Origin of the sequence: Chryseobacterium sp. 3008163 (genome assembly GCF_003669035.1) — a bacterium.
Classification (GTDB): domain Bacteria; phylum Bacteroidota; class Bacteroidia; order Flavobacteriales; family Weeksellaceae; genus Chryseobacterium.
In genome coordinates this window covers 3,569,681-3,588,751 of sequence record NZ_CP033070.1, presented here as the reverse complement: position 1 = coordinate 3,588,751, position 19,071 = coordinate 3,569,681, and the positions used below count along the sequence as shown (strand labels likewise).

Annotated in this window: 16 protein-coding genes; 7 read left to right on the top strand and 9 right to left on the bottom strand. The window is 34.7% G+C overall.

What is annotated here, in order from left to right:
• Positions 1-6: 6 nt before the first annotated feature.
• The gene (locus tag EAG08_RS16535; RefSeq protein WP_129536398.1) at positions 7-420 is read left to right on the top strand and encodes a hypothetical protein; all 414 of its coding nucleotides are present in this window, start codon (positions 7-9) and stop codon (positions 418-420) included.
• Between the two features lie 76 nt (positions 421-496).
• Here the strand turns inward: EAG08_RS16535 and EAG08_RS16530 are convergent, their stop codons facing one another.
• The gene (locus EAG08_RS16530; RefSeq protein ID WP_129536397.1) at positions 497-1,027 is read right to left on the bottom strand and encodes an NAD(P)H-dependent oxidoreductase; all 531 of its coding nucleotides are present in this window, start codon (positions 1,025-1,027) and stop codon (positions 497-499) included.
• A 90-nt stretch (positions 1,028-1,117) separates the two neighbouring features.
• Here EAG08_RS16530 and EAG08_RS16525 point away from each other — a divergent pair, with 90 nt between their 5' ends.
• On the top strand, positions 1,118-1,501 hold the full coding sequence (locus EAG08_RS16525; RefSeq protein ID WP_129536396.1) for a winged helix-turn-helix transcriptional regulator: 384 nt from the start codon (positions 1,118-1,120) through the stop codon (positions 1,499-1,501).
• Positions 1,502-1,521: 20 nt separating this feature from the next.
• Here EAG08_RS16525 and EAG08_RS16520 read toward each other — a convergent pair whose 3' ends face one another.
• The 5 genes from EAG08_RS16520 to EAG08_RS16500 form a co-directional block, all read right to left on the bottom strand.
• On the bottom strand, positions 1,522-3,099 hold the full coding sequence (locus tag EAG08_RS16520) for a DHA2 family efflux MFS transporter permease subunit (protein ID WP_129536395.1): 1,578 nt from the start codon (positions 3,097-3,099) through the stop codon (positions 1,522-1,524).
• Between the two features lie 269 nt (positions 3,100-3,368).
• Complete coding sequence (locus tag EAG08_RS16515) at positions 3,369-4,472, bottom strand: HlyD family secretion protein (RefSeq protein ID WP_129536394.1); 1,104 nt, start codon at positions 4,470-4,472, stop codon at positions 3,369-3,371.
• A 19-nt stretch (positions 4,473-4,491) separates the two neighbouring features.
• Complete coding sequence (locus EAG08_RS16510) at positions 4,492-5,805, bottom strand: TolC family protein (protein WP_129536393.1); 1,314 nt, start codon at positions 5,803-5,805, stop codon at positions 4,492-4,494.
• Positions 5,789-6,415 (bottom strand): TetR/AcrR family transcriptional regulator, encoded by a 627-nt coding sequence (locus EAG08_RS16505; protein ID WP_129536392.1) that lies wholly within the window; start codon positions 6,413-6,415, stop codon positions 5,789-5,791. Before EAG08_RS16505 ends, EAG08_RS16510 begins: the two co-directional genes overlap by 17 nt.
• Before the next feature lie 229 nt (positions 6,416-6,644).
• Positions 6,645-7,763 (bottom strand): ATP-binding protein, encoded by a 1,119-nt coding sequence (locus EAG08_RS16500; protein WP_129536391.1) that lies wholly within the window; start codon positions 7,761-7,763, stop codon positions 6,645-6,647.
• Between the two features lie 221 nt (positions 7,764-7,984).
• Here EAG08_RS16500 and EAG08_RS16495 point away from each other — a divergent pair, with 221 nt between their 5' ends.
• The 3 genes from EAG08_RS16495 to EAG08_RS16485 are packed head-to-tail and all read left to right on the top strand — an operon-like array spanning position 7,985 to position 10,916.
• The gene (locus EAG08_RS16495; RefSeq protein ID WP_129536390.1) at positions 7,985-9,262 is read left to right on the top strand and encodes a hypothetical protein; all 1,278 of its coding nucleotides are present in this window, start codon (positions 7,985-7,987) and stop codon (positions 9,260-9,262) included.
• Position 9,263: 1 nt separating this feature from the next.
• A complete protein-coding gene (gene lptC, locus EAG08_RS16490) occupies positions 9,264-9,857 on the top strand; it encodes an LPS export ABC transporter periplasmic protein LptC (RefSeq protein ID WP_129536389.1) in 594 nt (197 codons plus the stop codon).
• Between the two features lie 12 nt (positions 9,858-9,869).
• The gene (locus EAG08_RS16485; RefSeq protein ID WP_129536388.1) at positions 9,870-10,916 is read left to right on the top strand and encodes an anhydro-N-acetylmuramic acid kinase; all 1,047 of its coding nucleotides are present in this window, start codon (positions 9,870-9,872) and stop codon (positions 10,914-10,916) included.
• 29 nt (positions 10,917-10,945) lie between these two features.
• On the opposite strand, the gene EAG08_RS16480 is transcribed toward EAG08_RS16485, so the two are convergent.
• Positions 10,946-11,335 (bottom strand): SRPBCC family protein, encoded by a 390-nt coding sequence (locus EAG08_RS16480; RefSeq protein ID WP_129536387.1) that lies wholly within the window; start codon positions 11,333-11,335, stop codon positions 10,946-10,948.
• A gap of 31 nt (positions 11,336-11,366) precedes the next feature.
• Between EAG08_RS16480 and EAG08_RS16475 the strand changes: the two genes are divergently transcribed.
• Complete coding sequence (locus EAG08_RS16475; protein ID WP_129536386.1) at positions 11,367-11,978, top strand: NUDIX hydrolase; 612 nt, start codon at positions 11,367-11,369, stop codon at positions 11,976-11,978.
• Here the strand turns inward: EAG08_RS16475 and EAG08_RS16470 are convergent.
• Both EAG08_RS16470 and gldJ read right to left on the bottom strand, forming a co-directional pair.
• Complete coding sequence (locus EAG08_RS16470) at positions 11,971-13,242, bottom strand: UDP-N-acetylmuramoyl-tripeptide--D-alanyl-D-alanine ligase (RefSeq protein ID WP_129536385.1); 1,272 nt, start codon at positions 13,240-13,242, stop codon at positions 11,971-11,973. The two genes, EAG08_RS16475 and EAG08_RS16470, sit on opposite strands and share 8 nt — an antisense overlap.
• Before the next feature lie 137 nt (positions 13,243-13,379).
• Positions 13,380-14,981: a gliding motility lipoprotein GldJ gene (gene gldJ, locus EAG08_RS16465; protein ID WP_129536384.1), complete on the bottom strand. Its 1,602-nt coding sequence runs from the start codon at positions 14,979-14,981 to the stop codon at positions 13,380-13,382.
• Positions 14,982-15,145: 164 nt separating this feature from the next.
• Here gldJ and porU point away from each other — a divergent pair, with 164 nt between their 5' ends.
• Complete coding sequence (gene porU, locus EAG08_RS16460; RefSeq protein ID WP_129536383.1) at positions 15,146-19,042, top strand: type IX secretion system sortase PorU; 3,897 nt, start codon at positions 15,146-15,148, stop codon at positions 19,040-19,042.
• The last annotated feature ends 29 nt before the right edge of the window (positions 19,043-19,071 follow it).

Here is a 19,071-nt window from a genome sequence, read left to right as displayed (position 1 = left end):
TCTGAGGTGAAAAAAGCATTTACTTCAGAGCAAAATTTAAAATCATTTTCGCCCGCTGATCAAGGCAATATTCGCTATTACACTGTATTTAGTATGAATCCGGATGTCGATGCAATCTGGAAAAAGTTATCTTCAGTAAAAAACAATGGTACAATTGCTATCACAGAAGCAGATAAAATTTTCAACTACTTAAGGGATGAAAATTTCAGATTCTTCTATAATGCAGAGTATCAACAAATTTTAAAAACAAACAATAGTTTGGTTTTTCAAAGAAAATCCCAAAATTCATTTTGTTTGATTACAAAAACGAAAAATAAGTTTATTGCAATGAAAGAATTCCCTGCTTTGGAGCAAATGACTGCAGATTATTATAAGAATGAGATTGAATTTTACAGAGAATTGTTTGAAAATTACAATTAGTTTTTTTAATTAATTACAACTTTATAATCTCTTTAATCCAACAAAAAACCTCTGATAATTTTCAGAGGTTAATAATTTACAGTTTTTCAAGAAAATCAAGATACAGCGGAACACTTCTTTCAATCCATTCTGGAGAGGTATTATGCTCCATTCCGTAATAAACAAAAGGTTTTTGATAATCTGCTTTTACATACTCAAAACTGAGCTCAAAAGGTCTTGTAAATTCAATGATGGTGTGTCTATATCTTCCATAAGCACTAAAGTCTTCATCATCTACCCCTGCTGATATTGCCAAAGCTATTTTTTTCCCGCCAACTTTAAAACCGCTTCTGCTACCATACGCCCAACCGTGCAAAAGAACTTCATCAAACCATTTTTTTAACAGAGACGGACTGCTAAACCAATAAAAAGGAAACTGAAAAACAATTTTATCGTAAGCTTCTATTAATTCCTGTTCTTTTTTTATATCTATTATTCCATCCGGATAAGTTTTGTACAGATCATGAACAAGATACTTTTCGGGAAATTTATTCAATTCTTCCACCCATCTTTTGTTAATTAAAGATTCTTCCATATTCGGATGAGTTACTACTATTAATGTTTTCATATTTTAAAATTTCTTTTACAAAAATAATAGGTGTAACTTACATTTACGATATTAGCCACCAATTGTATGGTACTATAAAAAATGTAAGTAATGACTAAAATAAAAGAAACCTCAACCAACTTTGCTAATAAAAAAGCACTCACAGACGAATGTCCGGAACTGTATGCTTCTAAATTGATCGGCGGACAATGGTCTCTCGCAATCTGCAGCTATTTAATTAATGGAAAACTGAGATTCGGAGAATTAAGAAAAAGTTTGGGAAATATTACAGAAAGAATGCTCACTCTTCAACTTCGAAGACTGGAAGAAGACAAAATTATCACAAGAACCGTCTTTGCTGAAGTTCCGCCAAGAGTAGAATATGAGCTGACTGAAATTGGGCATCAACTAAAACCAGTGATTCAAGAATTGGATAAATGGGGAACGATGCATAAAGCAAGTCTGGGAGATGTAGAGAAAACAAAAAACCTCTGAAATTTTCAGAGGTTTATATTTTAGTGCATTGCTTCACTTAAATCAATCTTTTCTTTGCTTTTCCGCTCCCTGATAAACAAGATAAACGGAATACAAACCAGAAACGCTATTCCCAAATAGAGAAACACATCCATATAAGAAAGCACGGTGGCTTGTTTGGTGACAGTCATATCTAAGACTTTATATGCTGCACTCATTGCGTTATCAGGCGTCATCCCTTTCGCTATGAAGTTGGCTTTTAAACCTGCTAATCTTTGCTGGACATCCAAACTGTCACTGTCGAGATGGGATATTAAATTAACCCGGTACTTCTGACTAGCATTGGCAATAAATGTCGTAATCGCTGCGATTCCAAAAGAACCACCCAACTGTCGCATCATTCCTGTAAACGCTGCTCCCTGCCCGATCTCTTGTCCTTTTAAAGTACTTAATGACAATGACGTAATTGGAATAAATAATAAACCTAAGCCCATTCCTCTTACAATCAGCATCCAGAAAAATGCTTCTTTACTCGTGTCAGGTGTCAGAATTTTATAACCCCAGAAGCTGTAAACAAAGAATATAAACAATCCCAAGGAAACCAAAATCTGCTGTTTCGCTCCTTTTGAAAGCAATCTTCCGATAATCGGCATCATAAACGCTGTTGTCAAAGCTGCAGGAATCATTAATGCTCCTGACTGAAGCGCCGTCCAACCTAAAATACTCTGAGTATACAATGGAACGATAAACGTCGATCCATACAAACCAAATCCTAATACGAAAGACATGACGGTTCCGATTCTTAGATTACCGTTCTTTAAAACCCGAAGTTCCACGATTGGATATTTAAATGTCAGTTCACGCCAAAGAAAACAGATAAAACCTAAAACAGCAGTTGTAGTAAAGGTAACAATCATTCCGCTTTCAAACCAGTCTTCTTCGTGACCTCTTTCCAGGATAAACTGTAAAGAACCTACTGTTAATGCCAACAACATAATTCCTAACCAGTCAACATCTGAAGCTTTACGTTTTTCAGAGAATTTCGGACTTTTTACAAACTGTAAAGTCATTAAAGTCGCCGCAATCCCGATTGGAATATTAATATAAAAAATATACGGCCAGCTGTAATTATCAACAATATAACCTCCCAATGGCGGGCCTAATGTCGGACCAATAATTACCCCTAAACCATAAATCGCCTGAGCCATACTTCGTTTTTCAACAGGATATGATTCGGTAATAATTGTTTGTGAGGTTACAAGCAATGCTCCCCCCCCAATTCCCTGACAGAGTCTGAAAAATACCAATTCCCAGATATTATCGGCATTTCCGCATAAAAATGAGAAAACGGTAAATATAATAATAGAGGCTGCAAAGTAGTTTCTTCTCCCGAACTGCTGAGAAAGCCAACTTGTCATTGGTACTACAATTACGTTACCGATTGCATATGCTGTAATCACCCATCCCACTTCAGAAAGTGTGGCTCCCATGTTCCCCTTCATCTCATTGAGGGCAACGTTCACAATCGTGGAATCCACAATTTCAAGCAAAGCACAAAGAATCGCCGTGATCGTAATAATCACTCTTCGGGCTCCATATTCTACTAATGAATCTTGCATTAATTTATTTGTGTATTTAAAGAAGGTTGAGGTTGAGATTTAGGGTAAGAAAAAATTCCTCTGAAACCCAAAATCATTGTTCCTCATCTTTAAGAATTATAAAAAGTGAATTGCCAATCATCAATCAACATCGTTGTCAATTTTTACTCCATCATTTCCAATCTGTCATCAATCTTTTCCAAAAATCCTCATCAATCTTCCTGCATCTAATTCCTCAGCATTTACAATTGACTTGCTTCAGCAAAATTGACAATTCACTTATTTCAATATTATTTCAAAGAAACTTCTGCTTTCACATTCATTCCTGTTCTCAATCTTTTGGCAATATTTGGATCCAATTTTACGAAATCGATTTTTATTGGAAGTCTCTGCACAACTTTCACAAAGTTTCCACTTGCGTTATCCGGAGGTAAAATTGAGAATGTAGAACCTGTTGCAGGAGAGAATGAACTTACCACGCCTTCAAAATCGGTATCAGGAAAAGCATCAATCTCGATTTTCACTTTCTGTCCTTCCACCATTTTAGCCACCTGAGTTTCTTTAAAGTTGGCAATTACCCATTTCTGGTCATTTTTAACCAAGCTGAATAGCTGAGAACCTGCCTGCAAAAACTGTCCTGCCTGAATAGGAACTTTCCCTACAAAACCATCTTCCGGTGCTGTGATTATGGTGTAAGAAAGATTTAATCTTGCACTTTCTACATCCACTTCTCTCTGTTTCGCTACCGAACCGGCAACTGAAATCTGCTGCGAACTTGCTTCAGTTTGTGAAGATGCAATTCCGGTTTGTTGTGCAATTTGATTTCTAGTATCTACCAAAACCTGCAACTGCTTATCTGCAGACTGTTTTGCCGCCAAAGCCTGCTCATATTGCTGTTCTGTAATCGAATGATCTTTTATCAAAACTGAATATCTTTTTAAATCCTGAGAAGTTTTCCAAACGTTTACTTTTGCGGCTTCAATTTGAGCGTTAGCCGTTGCAACAGCGGCTTGTGAACTGTTGATGTTTTTTGAAGTAGCGTTCGTAGAAGACTGAGCAGATGAAATATTACTTTTCGCTGTCGATAAAGCTGCCTGAGCCTGCTCCAAAGCCATTTTCTGATCTTTGTTATCTAAAATCACCAAAGTATCACCTTTCTTCACAAACTGATTGTCTTTCACTTTTACTTCGGCTACATATCCTGATATTTTAGAAATTACAGGATTCATGTTAGAAGCAATTTGAGCGTCATCGGTCTCTTCGTGGATCTGTCCGTAAGAATACGTTCTGTAACCGTAAATTCCGCCTACGACGATGATGACCGCTAAAATAATGGGAAAAACTAAACTTTTTTTCTTTTTAGGTTCAGTTGCTTGAGTATTGTTATTTTCCATTTTGGATATCGTTCTGTTTTTATTTGATTATTAAAGTTCCTGTAGTTTGTAATAGTTTTCTGTACGCCAAGGCTGCATCCGCTTTTGCATTGATCACTCCGACGTTGGCTGCAATTTGAGCCGCATCAGCATCTAAAAGTTCTGTCATCGTTGCCAAACCGTTGTCGTATTTATTTTTCGTGATTCTGTAGTTTTCATTGGCATGAGCCGCAGCTTTTTCGAAAACAGCAATTCTCTTTTTAGAATAATCTGAATTCTGATATTCTCTGTTGACTTCCAATTTAATATTGTCACTCATCAATTCATTGGTTGCCGATAACTGCATTTCTCTTGCTTTAGATTGCTTTAAAGCTGAATTTTCTTTCCAAAGATTTGATAAATTGTAAGAAACTCCTACTCCAACATTTACTGCATTATAAATCGTTAAAAATTTAGGAATATCTGCTGCTACATAACCGCTGGTGAAAGCAATAGAAGGTAGATTTTCTGCCTTTGCAGATTTAGTTCCCAGTGCTGCCGCTTTTCTTTGTTGATCTAAAGCTTGCAAATCCTTACGGTTTTCTCTTGCTTCATTTAAATAAAAATCAACAGGTTTCACATCATCAGATTCATCAATATAATTTTGGTCTACTTCAATTTCCGTATTATCAGGAAGACCAAGCAGTAAATCCATGTTGATGTTGGCAATGTTGTAATTGTTTTTTGCTTCTAATAATTGCAATTCGATGTTTGAGGTCTGAAGGTTTGCCTTTAAACGATCGTTTCTTGCAATGACTCCATTATTTTCAAGCTTAAGAAAAGTTTCATCTCTTTTTTGAGAAGCAGAAAGGTTTTCTTCTAAAACTTTGATTGACTGATTGGCTTTAAATAAATTATTATAAGCCTGAGCCACGTTGTAAGCAATCGCAACCTTATCACTTTCACTGCTTAATTTTGATGCTTCCACCAAATATTTTGCAGACTGAATTCCGTATTTAATTCTTCCACCACTGTAAATCGGGACACTTAAATTTGCTGAACCGTATGCGACCTGATGAACTTCCGGACCTGCTGCAGAGGAAACCCCAGGAATTTTCAAGTCAATAGTAGGTTTGATCGGAAGGTAAAGATAACTTGCCGAAACACTCAGCTCCGGAAGCTGTCTGTTCTTTGCAGCCAAAAGGTCGGCAGTAGCTTCTTCTATTTTGGCGGCATCTATTTTTAAACTTTTACTGTTCTGGGTTCCCAGCTGTACGGCTTCATCGAGGCTGAGTTGTTTTTTATCCTGAGCGTGTGTGTACATCATTCCTGCGAAAAGGGACAGTACAAGAACTGAGTTATTTATTCTCTTCATAACCTAAAAGGTCTTTTAAAATGTATTTTATATGTTTATTAAGTTCCGTGTAATATTTTTCCTCAAAAATCTCTTCATCTTCTGTATTATTCAAAAATTCTTTATACATCTCTTTTCCATTAGACGCATAAAATAAGGTACCGCTCACGGTAGAATGCAAAAGGTAAATCGGTGGATTTTTAGTAAAAATCCCTTTCTGAAGACCACTTTCCAGAATTTTTGAATACATGGAGATAAAACTAAGTTTTGTCTGCTTCAGAAATTCTACAATCTGGGGATTTTCTGTGTGAAGCTGCTCTCTTTGCATGATTCTGTAGAAACATTTATGATGCCTTATTCTACCTGAAAACTGATCTATAATCTTCTCTATTTTTTCCCATTCGTTGATGTCTGTTCTTTCTAAAATATCTTTTGAGAAGAACTGACTTTGATTCATTCTATACTCAACTAATTTCTCATACAACTTTTCTTTTGAGCCGAAATAATAAGAAATCATAGAAATATTTACATTTGCCGCTTTCGAGATTTCTCTTGTAGAAGTTCCCTGAAACCCATGCTCAGCAAAAAGCTTCTCAGCAGCAAACAATATATTTTCTTCTTTTGAAATCATAATGTGATGTTTTTCGGGTGCAAATATACATCGAATTTCAACAAAAATCAAACGTTTGATTGAATTTTAATTTAGATTTTAAATATCAGTTAAATAGATTCTGATTATCAAACAAATAATTTGTGAATTTGCAGAATAGTGCAATAGGCTCTAGCAGATTGAGCTGAGTTATTAAATTATCTAAAATCTGCAAGATTAAAAGAAAAAATTCAGACCGAAGTCTGAATTTCTATGAGTTTTTATGAATGTATCTTGAGAGTTTTATTCCTAAATCTGTCCAGACGATTTTAGGATTCCCATTTCGGGTTAAATGTAAATCTGCGGTGTTGATTTCATCTAAAATGTTAATGATGTTCGCGCCACTGATAAATTTAGAAAAACCTGCCCAGTTAAATCCGTTGGCATCTATTTTTTTGTAAACTAATTCTTCAGACTGATAATTTTGCAACAAAGCCAATCTGAAAATTTCGGAAGCATAATTGAGAAAGTTCTTTTGCTTTTCCCTATTCCATCCGGCAATTTCTCTTGCCCAAATGATTATATTTTTTAGAAATTCTGGTTTCTTTTTAACCATAAATGCATCACGAACCCATTGCACGAAAAGTTTTTCGAACTCAGGATTTTTAATTTCTGAATTTAAAAGCTTTATGGCTTCATTTAAATTCCCTTGTGCTTCGTGAGTAATAGCTTTAGCCTGATCTTCTGAAGAGTTCAGTTTATTTTTTAGATAACTTTTTAAATCTTCATCTGCAATTCTGGGAACTTCGACAATCTGTGTACGGGAAAGTATTGTTGGCAAAATATCATCGGCATTTTCAGCTGTCAATAGAATAATCGTTTTTGCTGGCGGTTCTTCCAGAAATTTAAGAAATTTATTGGAAGCTGCAATATTCATTTTATCAGCACGCCAAACGATGAGGATTTTAGTTCCGCCTTCGAAACTTTTTAAAGCAAACTTCTGGTTTTGGTCATCAATTTCGTCTGCAGAAATAAAAAGTTGCTTGTTTTCAGAATCTAAAAAAGCCGTCCAATCATCATAACTTGCATAAGGCGACTCAAGAATCATCTCTCTGAACTGATCAAATTTATTTTTACTTAAAGAATTTTTGTTGTCGGTAAATACAGGAAAACAGAAATGAAGATCTAAGTGATTTAGATGTTCCACTTTTGAAGCAGCATGTTCATTTTCACCTTTCAGGATTTCTCTTGCATATGCCAAAACCAGCGGCATCGTGCCATAACCTTCTTTTCCGATGAAAAGCTGGGCGTGGCTCACTCTGTTTTCGATGATGCTGTCCTGAAGAAGTTTTTTAAGATTTTCCTGTCCGGCGATGTTTTCCCAATTCATGTTTCAAAGATAAAAGATTTTTATGGAAAAGGAAATTGGTGAAATGTGAATTTTGCTGCACAAATGAATTGTGAATTTATTACTAATGATAAAAAATTAATAGCAAAGCCAATTCACGATTGACAATTCACCATAAAAACCCCTTAACAAACTTTAACCTCAGTAAATTTTTACAATTCATTAATATTTAAGATATTTGCGCATTATTTTAAAAATCTAGAATGAAAAAAATTTTTGTACTATCATTCATTTCGGTTGGGTATTTCCTTAACGCGCAGAGTTTGAGCAATTCACCTTATGCAACTTATGGAATTGGTGATGTAAAATATGATAATACGATTGAAACTACCTCAATGGGAGGTATTTCGACTGCTTTTATAAGTGACTTCAGCAGTAACTTCAACTTCGGAAACCCTGCTAACAACAGTAATTTCGACTTAACAAGCATTAAGCTTGAAGCTACCAACGAAAATAATTACTTCAAAACTGATTATAATAATACAAAGTCTACAAAACATTCTACGTATTTATCTAATATCTCATTGGCTTTTCCTATTTCTTCGAAAGTAAAAATGGGACTTTTGTATCAGCCATACAGTTCAAAAAGTTATGACATCGTTCACACAGAAACAATGGCAGACGGAACGGTTTACGGAAATCGTTTCACAGGTAGCGGAACTTTGAACACTGCACAGCTGGCGCTTTCATATAAAATAAATTCAGAATTTGCAGTGGGTGCCCGTGCCAACTTGTATTTTGGAAGTTTATATGACACCAATGAGTTCACAACTTCTACCGCTGAATTAATCAACGGCTACGAAACTAAAAACAAAATCAAAAACCTAAATTTCACTTTAGGAACAAGCTATCAAAAGCTAAATACAAGTACAGACCGTAAGTTGACTTTAGGTGCTACAGCTACTTTTGGTAATACTAGCGATATGTCTTCAGAATATCTGAACAGCACATATTACTATACTGACGGAAATGTAAAAGCAGGGCAAACTACAATCGAATCTAAAAGTACAAGTTCTAAAAACCTTTTACCTTTACAAGCATCTTTGGGTGCAGGTTACGGAAGCGAGAATCAATGGTTTGTTTCTGCGCAGTTAGATTATAAAAAAGGAGAAACAGTTAGTTACTTCGGAAATACTTTTGATTTTAATGATTCTTACAGAGTTTCTGCGGGTGGTTGGTATCTTCCAAACTACAATAACTTCAGAAGTTATTTCTCAAGAATAGTTTACCGTTACGGTGCTTTCTATGAAAAAGGAAATTTGGAAATTGCCGGAAACAACATCAATAAATTTGGGGTTTCTGCCGGAGTAATGCTTCCGTTTAAAACCAGCAGCATCACCAGAATGAGTGGTCTTGAAATTGGGGTTGAACTTGGAAAAAGAGGAACTGTAAAAGACAATCTGATCAATCAGAATTTTATTAACCTAAGAGTAGGATTCAATTTTGCTGATAGATGGTTTAGAAAAAATCTTTATAACTAAAATGAAATTGAATTTCAATAAATATAAAAATATAGCATACCTTTTTAGTTGTGCTATATTTTTTGTATTCACATCTTGCGAAGAGGACATGACAAAGCAAAACGAAAATCTCAGCAAGAATTTCCCTTCTCAGATTATTAATAATGCCAAAATCGTTCAGAGAGATTCAGGGTTTGTGACATTGAAAGCGACAGCTCCAATCATCGAGCAATATCAATTAATCGACAGTCCTTACACCATTGCAAGACGAGGAATGAAAATAGAGTTCTTTGATAAGAAAAATCCTAAAAAACCAGGAAATATCACTGCAAAGTATGCCAAAATCTACGAATACAAGCAGTTTTATGAAGCAAGAGGTGATGTAAAAATCCTAACGAGTGACGGACAGAGATTTGCCACACAAAGCGTTTTTTGGGACAAAAAAAAGAATAGAATCTACACGAAAGACACTGTTTACACAACCACTGCAGACGGTTCCGTTTTGGTAGGTGCCAATGGGATGACCGCAAAAGATGATTTCTCAGAATACACATTCTACAACAATTCCGGTGATCTTGATATCAGCAAGAGTAAAATCGCCGAGTCTAAAAAATAAACTTTTAAAAACATGATTTTTCAAGCAATAGGATTGATGTCCGGAACAAGCTTAGACGGTTTGGATATCTGTCTGGCAAAGTTTGAAAAACAAAATTCTGTTTGGGAATTTGAAATCCTACAAGCCGAAACCCTTCTCTACTCTGAAAAATGGGAAAATCAACTCAGAAATTCTATTCACTTATCAGCAGAAGAGCTTCTTGAACTTCATTCTGAATACGGATTTTACTTAGGAAAAGCTGTAAAAAGTTTTATCGAAAAATATAATCTTGAAAACATTGATGTCATTGCATCACATGGCCATACCGTATTTCATCAACCTCAGAAGAAATTCACTTTACAGATTGGTGACGGACGGGCAATTAAAATTGAGACAGGTTTACCCGTAGTTTACGATTTTCGCTCTCAGGATGTTTTAATGGGTGGAAATGGAGCTCCATTAGTTCCGATTGGTGATGAACTCCTATTTTCAGAATACGATGCGTGTCTTAACCTTGGAGGCTTCTCTAATATTTCATTAAAATTAAACGACAAAAGAATCGCTTTTGATATCGCTCCCGTTAATATTGTTTTAAATAAATTAGCCCAAAACTTCAATCAGAATTTCGATGTAAACGGATATTTAGCGAAGCAAGGAAAAATAGATACTGAATTACTCAACAAACTTCATTCATTAGATTTCTACACTCAATCTCATCCGAAATCATTGGGCATTGAATGGTGTAACGGAAATATATTTCCATTATTTGAAAGTTTAGATTCAAAAGATATTTTAGCAACATTTACAGAACATGCTGCAGAACAGATTTCTAAAATTTTTAATCAATATCAATTAAACAAAGTTCTATTTACCGGTGGCGGAACGTACAATTCCTATTTAATTGAAAAAATTAAAGAAAAAACCAATTCAGAAATCATTATCCCCGAAAAGGAGATTATCGATTTTAAAGAAGCTTTAATTTTTGCTTTTATGGGAGTTTTAAGAATGAGTGGGGAGATTAATGTTCTCTCTTCTGCAACTGGGAGCAGTTCTGATCATAGCTCAGGTGTTGTTGCATAAAAAAACCTTCATTTCTGAAGGTTTTAATCTTATTTATAAGCCTCAATCTTATCCGTTAAGGTATTGATGAAATTCTGAAGCGGTTTCTCAACCATCATTTTGATGAAAGGATTGAATTTTCCTTCAAAAAGCATCTGAACTTCCGTCTGATTTTCATTCAGCGCTTTTAAAGTTGCCAGCAATGTAAAATCTAAACTTGAACTTGCAGATTTTAAAACTGCCTTTTCTTCGGTCACTTCGTCAATCTTTAAAGCGATTTCGGGCATACCCTGAAGTCCGAATTTGAACCCATCTTCTCTGCTTTCAAACTTCTGAAGACCGTCTGGCATAAAATCTTTGTAATTTTCTGGTGTTTTTAGCAACTCAGATAACTCTTTAGATGATTTATTGACAACAATTTTTCGTCCTTCTAAATTCATTTTTTTTATTTTTGTATTTAAATTCCTACAAATGTATAAAGTTTTTGTGAACGAAAAAAAATTATTACTCTCTAAGCAGTCTGAAGCCTTAGAAAAAACTCTGAAATATGAAAGTTTCACAACTTTAGAGATTGCGCTTGATCTTCTTCAAAATACTTCGGTGAAAGAACTGAATGTTTACGGAGAACAGATAGACGAAATTTGGAAAGAATTTAAAAAACTTTTCAGAATCATTGAAGCTGCGGGCGGCATTGTCAACAGACCCAATGGAGATATTCTTTTCATCAAAAGATTAGGAAAATGGGATCTGCCAAAAGGTAAAATGGAAAAAGGTGAATCTCGTGAAGAATCTGCCGTGCGTGAAATTGAAGAAGAAACCAATTTACAAAATGTTGAACTTCTGGATTTCATCAATACCACTTACCATATTTATATCGAAAGAAATGGTGACAGAGTTCTAAAGTACACGCATTGGTTCGAAATGAACTTCGATGGTGAAGATACCTCAAAACCACAATTGGAAGAAGGTATCACAGAAGTTGCCTGGAAAAACACTTCACAGATTGAAGCGGAAGTCTTTCCAAGCACATTTAAAAATATTAAATTGATTATTAAAGAATTCTGGGAAACGAAAACTAAATAAAGTCAATCGCTTTTTCTAAAGAAATTCCTCGTGAAGCCTTTAACAAAACATTTTCTGACTGAATTTTGTTTGAACTGAGGTATTCAATCAACTCAGCAGTATTTTCAAAAGATTTTGATGAGTCATTGACTGCTTTAAAATATTTTCCCACGGTAATAATTTCGTTAAATCCTAAATCGTGGGCCGTTTTGAGAATATTTATATGCTCTACGACACTTTCTTCACCCAACTCCAACATATCACCGATAACAATCGTTTTTGTCCCTTCAAAAGTGATGAAATTATAAAGGGAAGCCGTCATCGAACTTGGATTGGCATTGTAAGTATCTAAAACTAAAGTTTTATCATTCTTTTTCACCACCTGAGAACGCATATTGGTTGGCGTATAAGCTTCTATCGCTTCTTTTATCTGATTGATTTCTATTCCGAAATGAAGTCCGAAACTCGCTGCAGCACAAAGATTAGTAAAATTGTAATCTCCGGTAAGTTGCGACAAAGCTTTCGTATCCTGATAATTTAACCCAACGAAGTGATCATTTGAAAATATTTCGAAAAAATAATCTGAAGTTCGTTTTCCAAAAGTTATTTTAGCTTGATAATCTGAAGTTTTTTCAACCTGAATCTGATCATTTTCATTAATTAAAATAGTCTGTTGATTATTTTTAAGGTATTCATAGAGTTCTGATTTCCCTTTAATGACTCCTTCAAAACCTCCAAAACCTTCTAAATGAGCTTTCCCAAAATTGGTAATATATCCGAAATTTGGTTGAGCTAAAGCACATAACAATTCAATCTCTTTCTGATGATTGGCTCCCATTTCTATAACAGCCATTTCATGCTCTGGCTTTATCGATAAAATGGTAAGCGGAACACCAATGTGATTGTTTAAATTTCCGAAAGTATATTGAACATTATATTTTTGAGAAAGCACGGCATGAATCAGCTCTTTCGTTGTCGTTTTACCGTTACTTCCCGTAAGCCCAATAATAGGAATTTGTAATTGATTTCTGTGATGTACAGCCAAGTTCTGAAGAAATTCCAAAGTTGATGGTACAAAGAATATATTCTTTTCTGCATTTTCAAAACTTTCATCTTCAACAATTGCTGCTAAAGCTCCATCATTGATTGCTTTTTCAGCTAAACTTGCGGCATTGAAATTATCTCCGGAGAAAGCGAAGAAAATATCATTTCTATTGATTTTTCGGCTGTCAATCGTTACTTTTTCAGCTTTTAAGTATAATGGATAAAACTGTTCTATATTCATTTTAAAATGTATCTCTTCAATAAAAGTCGTTTGGAATTTTAATTAATTTTTTAATATGAAATTATTTGAAATTCGATTCTTCAAAATAAAAAAACCTCCCGAAAATTCGAGAGGTTTTTTATAAGTATTTTGAAATATTATCTTCTTGTTCTAGCTTTATCGCTAACTCTAGCATCTTGAGCTACACGGAAACCAATCCAACCATAACCAGAATTCTGGGTTTTGTATCTTCTTTGTCCCGGATCCAACCAATATGCTGAATCTTGCCAAGAACCACCTTTTACTACTCTAATATCATTAGTCATAGCAGATGTTCTCTCTTTAGTATCTTTTTGTAATATTACTTTACCGTTTCCATCAACTACAAATCTTGATGTAGGAGCGTTGTACATGTTGAAAGAAGAAGCAGAATCACTAGCATTTCTATATTCTAATGAAGACATTCTGTCACCATCTCTATAGTTTCTGTAATCAGCGATTGTTTCTCTTTCAAACTGACCCGGAAGGTTTTTGTAAACCAATCTACCGTCAGCTAAAGTATCATATTTAATTGTACCTTCATCTACCATTTTGTAAGTTCCGTCTCCGTTTCTTACGATAGCCTGAGGCACATTTCCTCTATAATAATTGAAGTCGTTTGCATCTTCATCAATGATTGGTCTGTAAACATCAGCTGTCCATTCAGACACGTTTCCAACCATACCGTAGATACCGATATTATTTGAAGGGAATTGTCTTACATCAGAAGTTTGAGCAGCACCATCATTTTTCCAACCTGCAGGTCCAGAATAATCTCCTCTACCTTGCTTGAAGTTAGCCAAAATCATCCCTCTATCTTTACCCTTAGTACCTCTAAGCATATCGATTTCTGGTTTCTTTTCTGTATAGCTGTTGTATTCTCTATTTTTCTCCATTCCAAGAGCAGCGTACTCCCATTCTACTTCTGTAGGAAGTCTGAACTTGGTAACCATTGCTGAACTAGGAGATCTGTTAGCAGCCAATAATCTTTGGTTTGTAGTTTTCATACCAGATTTTTGTGCCAATCTCTGCTCGTTGATGTACCCTTGCATTTCAGGATCATTCGATTTGAATTTATCCATATTGAATGCAGTTCCACCTTGGTTATTAGATTCGTTGATGTACAAATCTTTTGCAATAATACCTGCTTGCATTAGAGCTTTCTCATTTGCTCTATCTGTCAACCATTCACAGTATCTGTTTGCTTGTGTCCAAGAAACACCTACTACCGGATAGTAATCATAGTTTTGATCTCTGAAATAAGTTTCATTAAGATCATTTCTAGATAATTTGTTATCCCATAATAAAGTATCAGGCAACGCACCGTTGTAGATTTCCTTAAAACTTGGATCACTAGGTGGGAATACATACTTCAACCATGTAAGGTATTCGCGGTATTCGTAGTTAGTAATTTCTGTTTCACCGATAAAGAAAGAGCTTACCTGCATTCTGCGAGGTGAGTTATTCCAATCGTGCATTACATCATCTTTCACTAATCCCATGGTAAAAGTTCCACCTTCAACATATACCATTCCTGGCCAACCCTTCTGCTTTTGTTGCTTTCCTGCAAAAAACCAACCTTGTTTTTCGTTTGGTTTCCAACCTGTCTTGCTGACAAATTTTTTAGTACCGCCTCCTTTGCTAGTACCGGACCCTCCACAGCTGGTTAATGCAAGTGTAGAACTTAATGCTATTAATGAAAACAACTTTAGTTTTTTCATAGTCGATATAAATATTATTCAAAGTACAAAGAAAAAATAAATTATTCAATAAATCAAGTAAAGATTTGATTTTTTTGAAAACGTTAACAAATTAATTTTATTGTATCACTGTTTAATTCTAAAATTTTCATTTATTTTGTAATTTAGAAATTTCAAAAACTAACATGAGACTAAAAACGACTCTATTCTTTCTATTCGCTTTTATATCAACGACTTGGGCTCAAAAAATCCCCATAGAATGGGATGGAGCAAAAATCGAAGATTTCGGCGATGCAAAAAAGAATCTTCCAAATTTTAAAAATGAAGGTTTTTCTTTCAGCCAAAATAATATTTTTATCCAAAACAAGCAAAAAATTGGTGAAAATCAACTGAAAGTTTCTAATCTCGTTTGGGAAGCAGTTTCAAATAGAGATTTATTCGATATCAACAAAGATCTTCTACCCGATTACGACATTGCTGATATCAATTACACCTATATCGAAGGGGAAAGATATGCTAATATCAACGTCGGATTATTTAAAAATGTAAAAGGAAGAGTACAAAGACTTTCATCTTTTGAACTCTTGCCTTCCGCAACACCGGTCAACTTTAGTGCTTTAAAAGTAGGAACCACTGTAAATCCTTTATCATCAGGCGGTTTTTATAAAATCAAAGTCGATAAATCAGGAATTTTTAAAATTACCGCTCAGTTTCTAAGAGACATAGGAATCAATCCCGCAAACGTAAATCCTAAGAATTTCAGAATTTATGGTAACGGTGGCATTATGCTTCCTGAATATAATCAGGATGTAAAATACAGCGCTCTTCAGGAAAACTCAATTCAGGTTGTAGGTGAAGATGATAGTGTTTGGAATGATGGTGACTATGCTTTATTTTATGCACAAGGGCCAAACGGTTATAATTTATATAATACCGCAAATGGTAATGGTATTAAAAGAAATGACACAAGAAATGACCGTAGCGAAAATGTAAAAAATATTTATGAAGATTTTTCTTATTATTATATTAACTATGATAAAGGCGCAGGAAAAAGAGTTCAGAATGTTGATTTAAACTTACCTGCAACACCGCTAATTACCAGGTATGATGATTATCAGGTTATCAATACAGATCAGAAAAACTTATTAAAAGTAGGAAGAATCTGGGTAGAAGATCAGCCTTTTTCTACTGAAAAAACAATTACATTTAATTTAAACTCACCCATTCAGGGAGGTGATATTATTCGCTACAGAACGCAAGTTATTGGTTACAAATCTCAGCAAAACAATGTGGGTTTCACTATCAATAATCAAAATCCTTCGACGATAAGTGTGCCACCCAATGGATCAAATTATGTTTATGATTTTTTCCCTCTGAGATATACCGGCACAATTTCTAATTTAAGCGGAAACCAAATCAGCTTTAAATACACTCCAAATATTGCCACGAATCCTAACGGAGCATTTTATTTAGATTATGTAGAAGTACAGTATAAAGAAGATTTAAAATTTAACGGAACTCAAATGAGCTTCCGTGATTATTCTTTATTGAGTGGTTCTAATACAAATTATGGTTTCAGCATCTCTACAGCAAATAATGTAGAACAAGTTTGGGATGTTACAGATATCACCAATGCAAACAGAAGAGTAAACAAAGCTGCAGGAACAGGAGCTTTTAACTTTGCATACAATAGTTCAAATACTTCTTTCAATAATGAGTTTGTTGCTTTCCGAGCTGATGCTGCTTTTTCGCCACAATTTGTTGAAAGAATAAATAATCAGAATCTTTCTGCTTTACAAAATGTAGACTATTTGATTATCACAACACCTGAGATGATGTCTCAGGCTCAGAGATTGGCAAATTATCATCAGACAAAAAACAATTATTCTGTACAAATTATAGATGCTGCTAAAATTTATAACGAATTTGGAAGCGGAAGCAGAGATCTTACAGCAATAAGAGATTTTGTAACAAAACTAAACACGCCACTCGGAAGTTTAAAGTATGTTTTCATTTTAGGTGATGGATCTTATGATTACAAAAATAGAGTTGCAAATAACTCTAATGTAGTTTCTAGTTATGAGAGTGAAGAATCAGCAGATTTCATCAGCTCATTTGTTACTGACGATTATATTGTAATGACCAAGCCACAAACATCGTCATCTCTATCAAATAATTTACCAGATCTTCCCGTTGGGAGAATTCCAGCAGCAAATCCTTCGGAAGCAGCTAATATGATGGATAAAACATTGGCGTATTATAATTCATTATCTGGCCAGTCAACTCCTTTTGGAGAATGGAGAATGAAACTAGACTTTGTTGTAGATGATGACAATGATGGTGGACCACCCTTCCATAACGTAATGAATAATACTTTGGCAAGTACATTTGAGTTACCGTTAAGTAATTTGCTTAAGGAATACAACGTTAGAAAATTATATTTAGATGCATTCCAAGCACAGAGTTCTGCTGGTGGGCAAAGATATCCGCAAGTAAACCAAGCAATTTCAAACGATTTAGGGAACAGTCTGTACCTTTTCTATTTCGGACATGGTGGTATCAATGGTTGGACTCAGGAAAGAGTTTTTACCTTAAATGAAATTCAAAATGCTAATAATTTCTCAAATGTATACAGCAGATTTCCATTTGTCTCTACAATTACTTGTGAATTTACCCTTTGGGATGAACCAGCAACAGCATCTGCAGGAGAACAGTTATTAAAATTAAAGCAAGGAGGTGCTGCTGCAATGATTACTTCTAGCCGTGCAGTAGGTGTAGGATATGGTGTAGATTTCACCAATCTTTATACGAAAGATATTTTCAAATTAGTGAATGATGATTTTATACCACTAGGTGATGCCCATTTAAATGCTAAAAAATTAAGAGGCTCTGATCCCAATCACTTAAAAGTAAATCTGTTGGGAGACCCTGCAATGAAATTAAGCAGACCTCAAAGATTATTGGTGATTGATAATATTGAAACGCCTGTTCCCGGATTAATCAGAGGATTAGATTTTGTAAAAATTAAAGGTCACATCAATAATTCAAATGGTTCTACAAACACTACGTTCAACGGAAGGGTGGTTATCAATATTTTTGATAAAAGATTAAATAAAACAACATTAAATAATGACGGAGGTTTAACTCCTGTTTTACAATATACAGAAGAAGGAAGTGCTATTGTAAAAGCTTCCGGAACTGCTGTAAACGGAGTATTCACTGTAGAATTTTATGTTCCGAAAGATATCAATTATGCAGTAGGTGAAGGAAGATTATTAGGATATGCTGATAATAAATCTATTGACGTATTTAATAATCAATCGGTTCAGGTAGGTGATATTAACCCTAACGGAATCAACGATAACGAACCGCCAAGAGTAAAGCTTTATATGAACAATACAAACTTTGCAAACGGAGGAATTACAGATCAAAACCCAATGCTTCTAGCTTGTGTAACAGACGATACAGGAATAAATTCTACCGGTTCTGGTATTGGTCACGATATTACTGTATATTTGGACGGTCAAATTATAAACACCATCATTTTAAATGATTTCTTTGCTTCTGGGGAAGGAAATGGATGTCTTAATCCTGGCCTAGCAGATTATCAAAAAGGGAATGTATCTTATCCTTTTAGAAATTTAGCGATAGGGCAGCATCAGCTTACATTTAAAGTTTGGGACATAAACAATAATTCGACGACTGAAACGTTAAACTTTGAAGTTAAAGATGAGGCAGATCAGCATTTGGTGATCAACAGACCATTGAACTGGCCAAATCCTTTTACAAACAAAACATACATTCACTTTGAGCATAATTGTGATGATATTTTAGATGTAAACGTTCAAATCTATACGATTACAGGAAAATTAGTAAGAACTTTGAGTCAGCCGGTAGTTGCAGAACCGTTCCTACAGGGCTTTAGAACACCTCGTCAGGCAATAGAATGGGACGGAAAAGATGATTTTGGTGATACCGTAGCAAAAGGTACGTATATTTTTAAGATATTTGCAAAAAGTCAAAATCAAGAAAAATGCAAAGGAAGTGCTACAGCTGTAGAAAAAATGGTACTTTTGAAGTAAAATAATAAATAATTAAGAATATCAATAAA

Bases quoted from the DNA above. Each gene is read 5' to 3' on its own strand.
- EAG08_RS16485 (WP_129536388.1), top strand. From the start codon at position 9,870: ATGATTTTTCAAGCAATAGGATTGATGTCCGGAACAAGCTTAGACGGT.
- gldJ (WP_129536384.1), bottom strand. From the start codon at position 14,981: ATGAAAAAACTAAAGTTGTTTTCATTAATAGCATTAAGTTCTACACTT.
- EAG08_RS16495 (WP_129536390.1), top strand. From the start codon at position 7,985: ATGAAAAAAATTTTTGTACTATCATTCATTTCGGTTGGGTATTTCCTT.
- EAG08_RS16530 (WP_129536397.1), bottom strand. From the start codon at position 1,027: ATGAAAACATTAATAGTAGTAACTCATCCGAATATGGAAGAATCTTTA.
- EAG08_RS16510 (WP_129536393.1), bottom strand. From the start codon at position 5,805: ATGAAGAGAATAAATAACTCAGTTCTTGTACTGTCCCTTTTCGCAGGA.
- EAG08_RS16525 (WP_129536396.1), top strand. From the start codon at position 1,118: ATGACTAAAATAAAAGAAACCTCAACCAACTTTGCTAATAAAAAAGCA.
- EAG08_RS16475 (WP_129536386.1), top strand. From the start codon at position 11,367: ATGTATAAAGTTTTTGTGAACGAAAAAAAATTATTACTCTCTAAGCAG.
- porU (WP_129536383.1), top strand. From the start codon at position 15,146: ATGAGACTAAAAACGACTCTATTCTTTCTATTCGCTTTTATATCAACG.
- EAG08_RS16515 (WP_129536394.1), bottom strand. From the start codon at position 4,472: ATGGAAAATAACAATACTCAAGCAACTGAACCTAAAAAGAAAAAAAGT.
- EAG08_RS16480 (WP_129536387.1), bottom strand. From the start codon at position 11,335: ATGAATTTAGAAGGACGAAAAATTGTTGTCAATAAATCATCTAAAGAG.
- EAG08_RS16470 (WP_129536385.1), bottom strand. From the start codon at position 13,242: ATGAATATAGAACAGTTTTATCCATTATACTTAAAAGCTGAAAAAGTA.
- lptC (WP_129536389.1), top strand. From the start codon at position 9,264: ATGAAATTGAATTTCAATAAATATAAAAATATAGCATACCTTTTTAGT.
- EAG08_RS16520 (WP_129536395.1), bottom strand. From the start codon at position 3,099: ATGCAAGATTCATTAGTAGAATATGGAGCCCGAAGAGTGATTATTACG.
- EAG08_RS16500 (WP_129536391.1), bottom strand. From the start codon at position 7,763: ATGAATTGGGAAAACATCGCCGGACAGGAAAATCTTAAAAAACTTCTT.
- EAG08_RS16505 (WP_129536392.1), bottom strand. From the start codon at position 6,415: ATGATTTCAAAAGAAGAAAATATATTGTTTGCTGCTGAGAAGCTTTTT.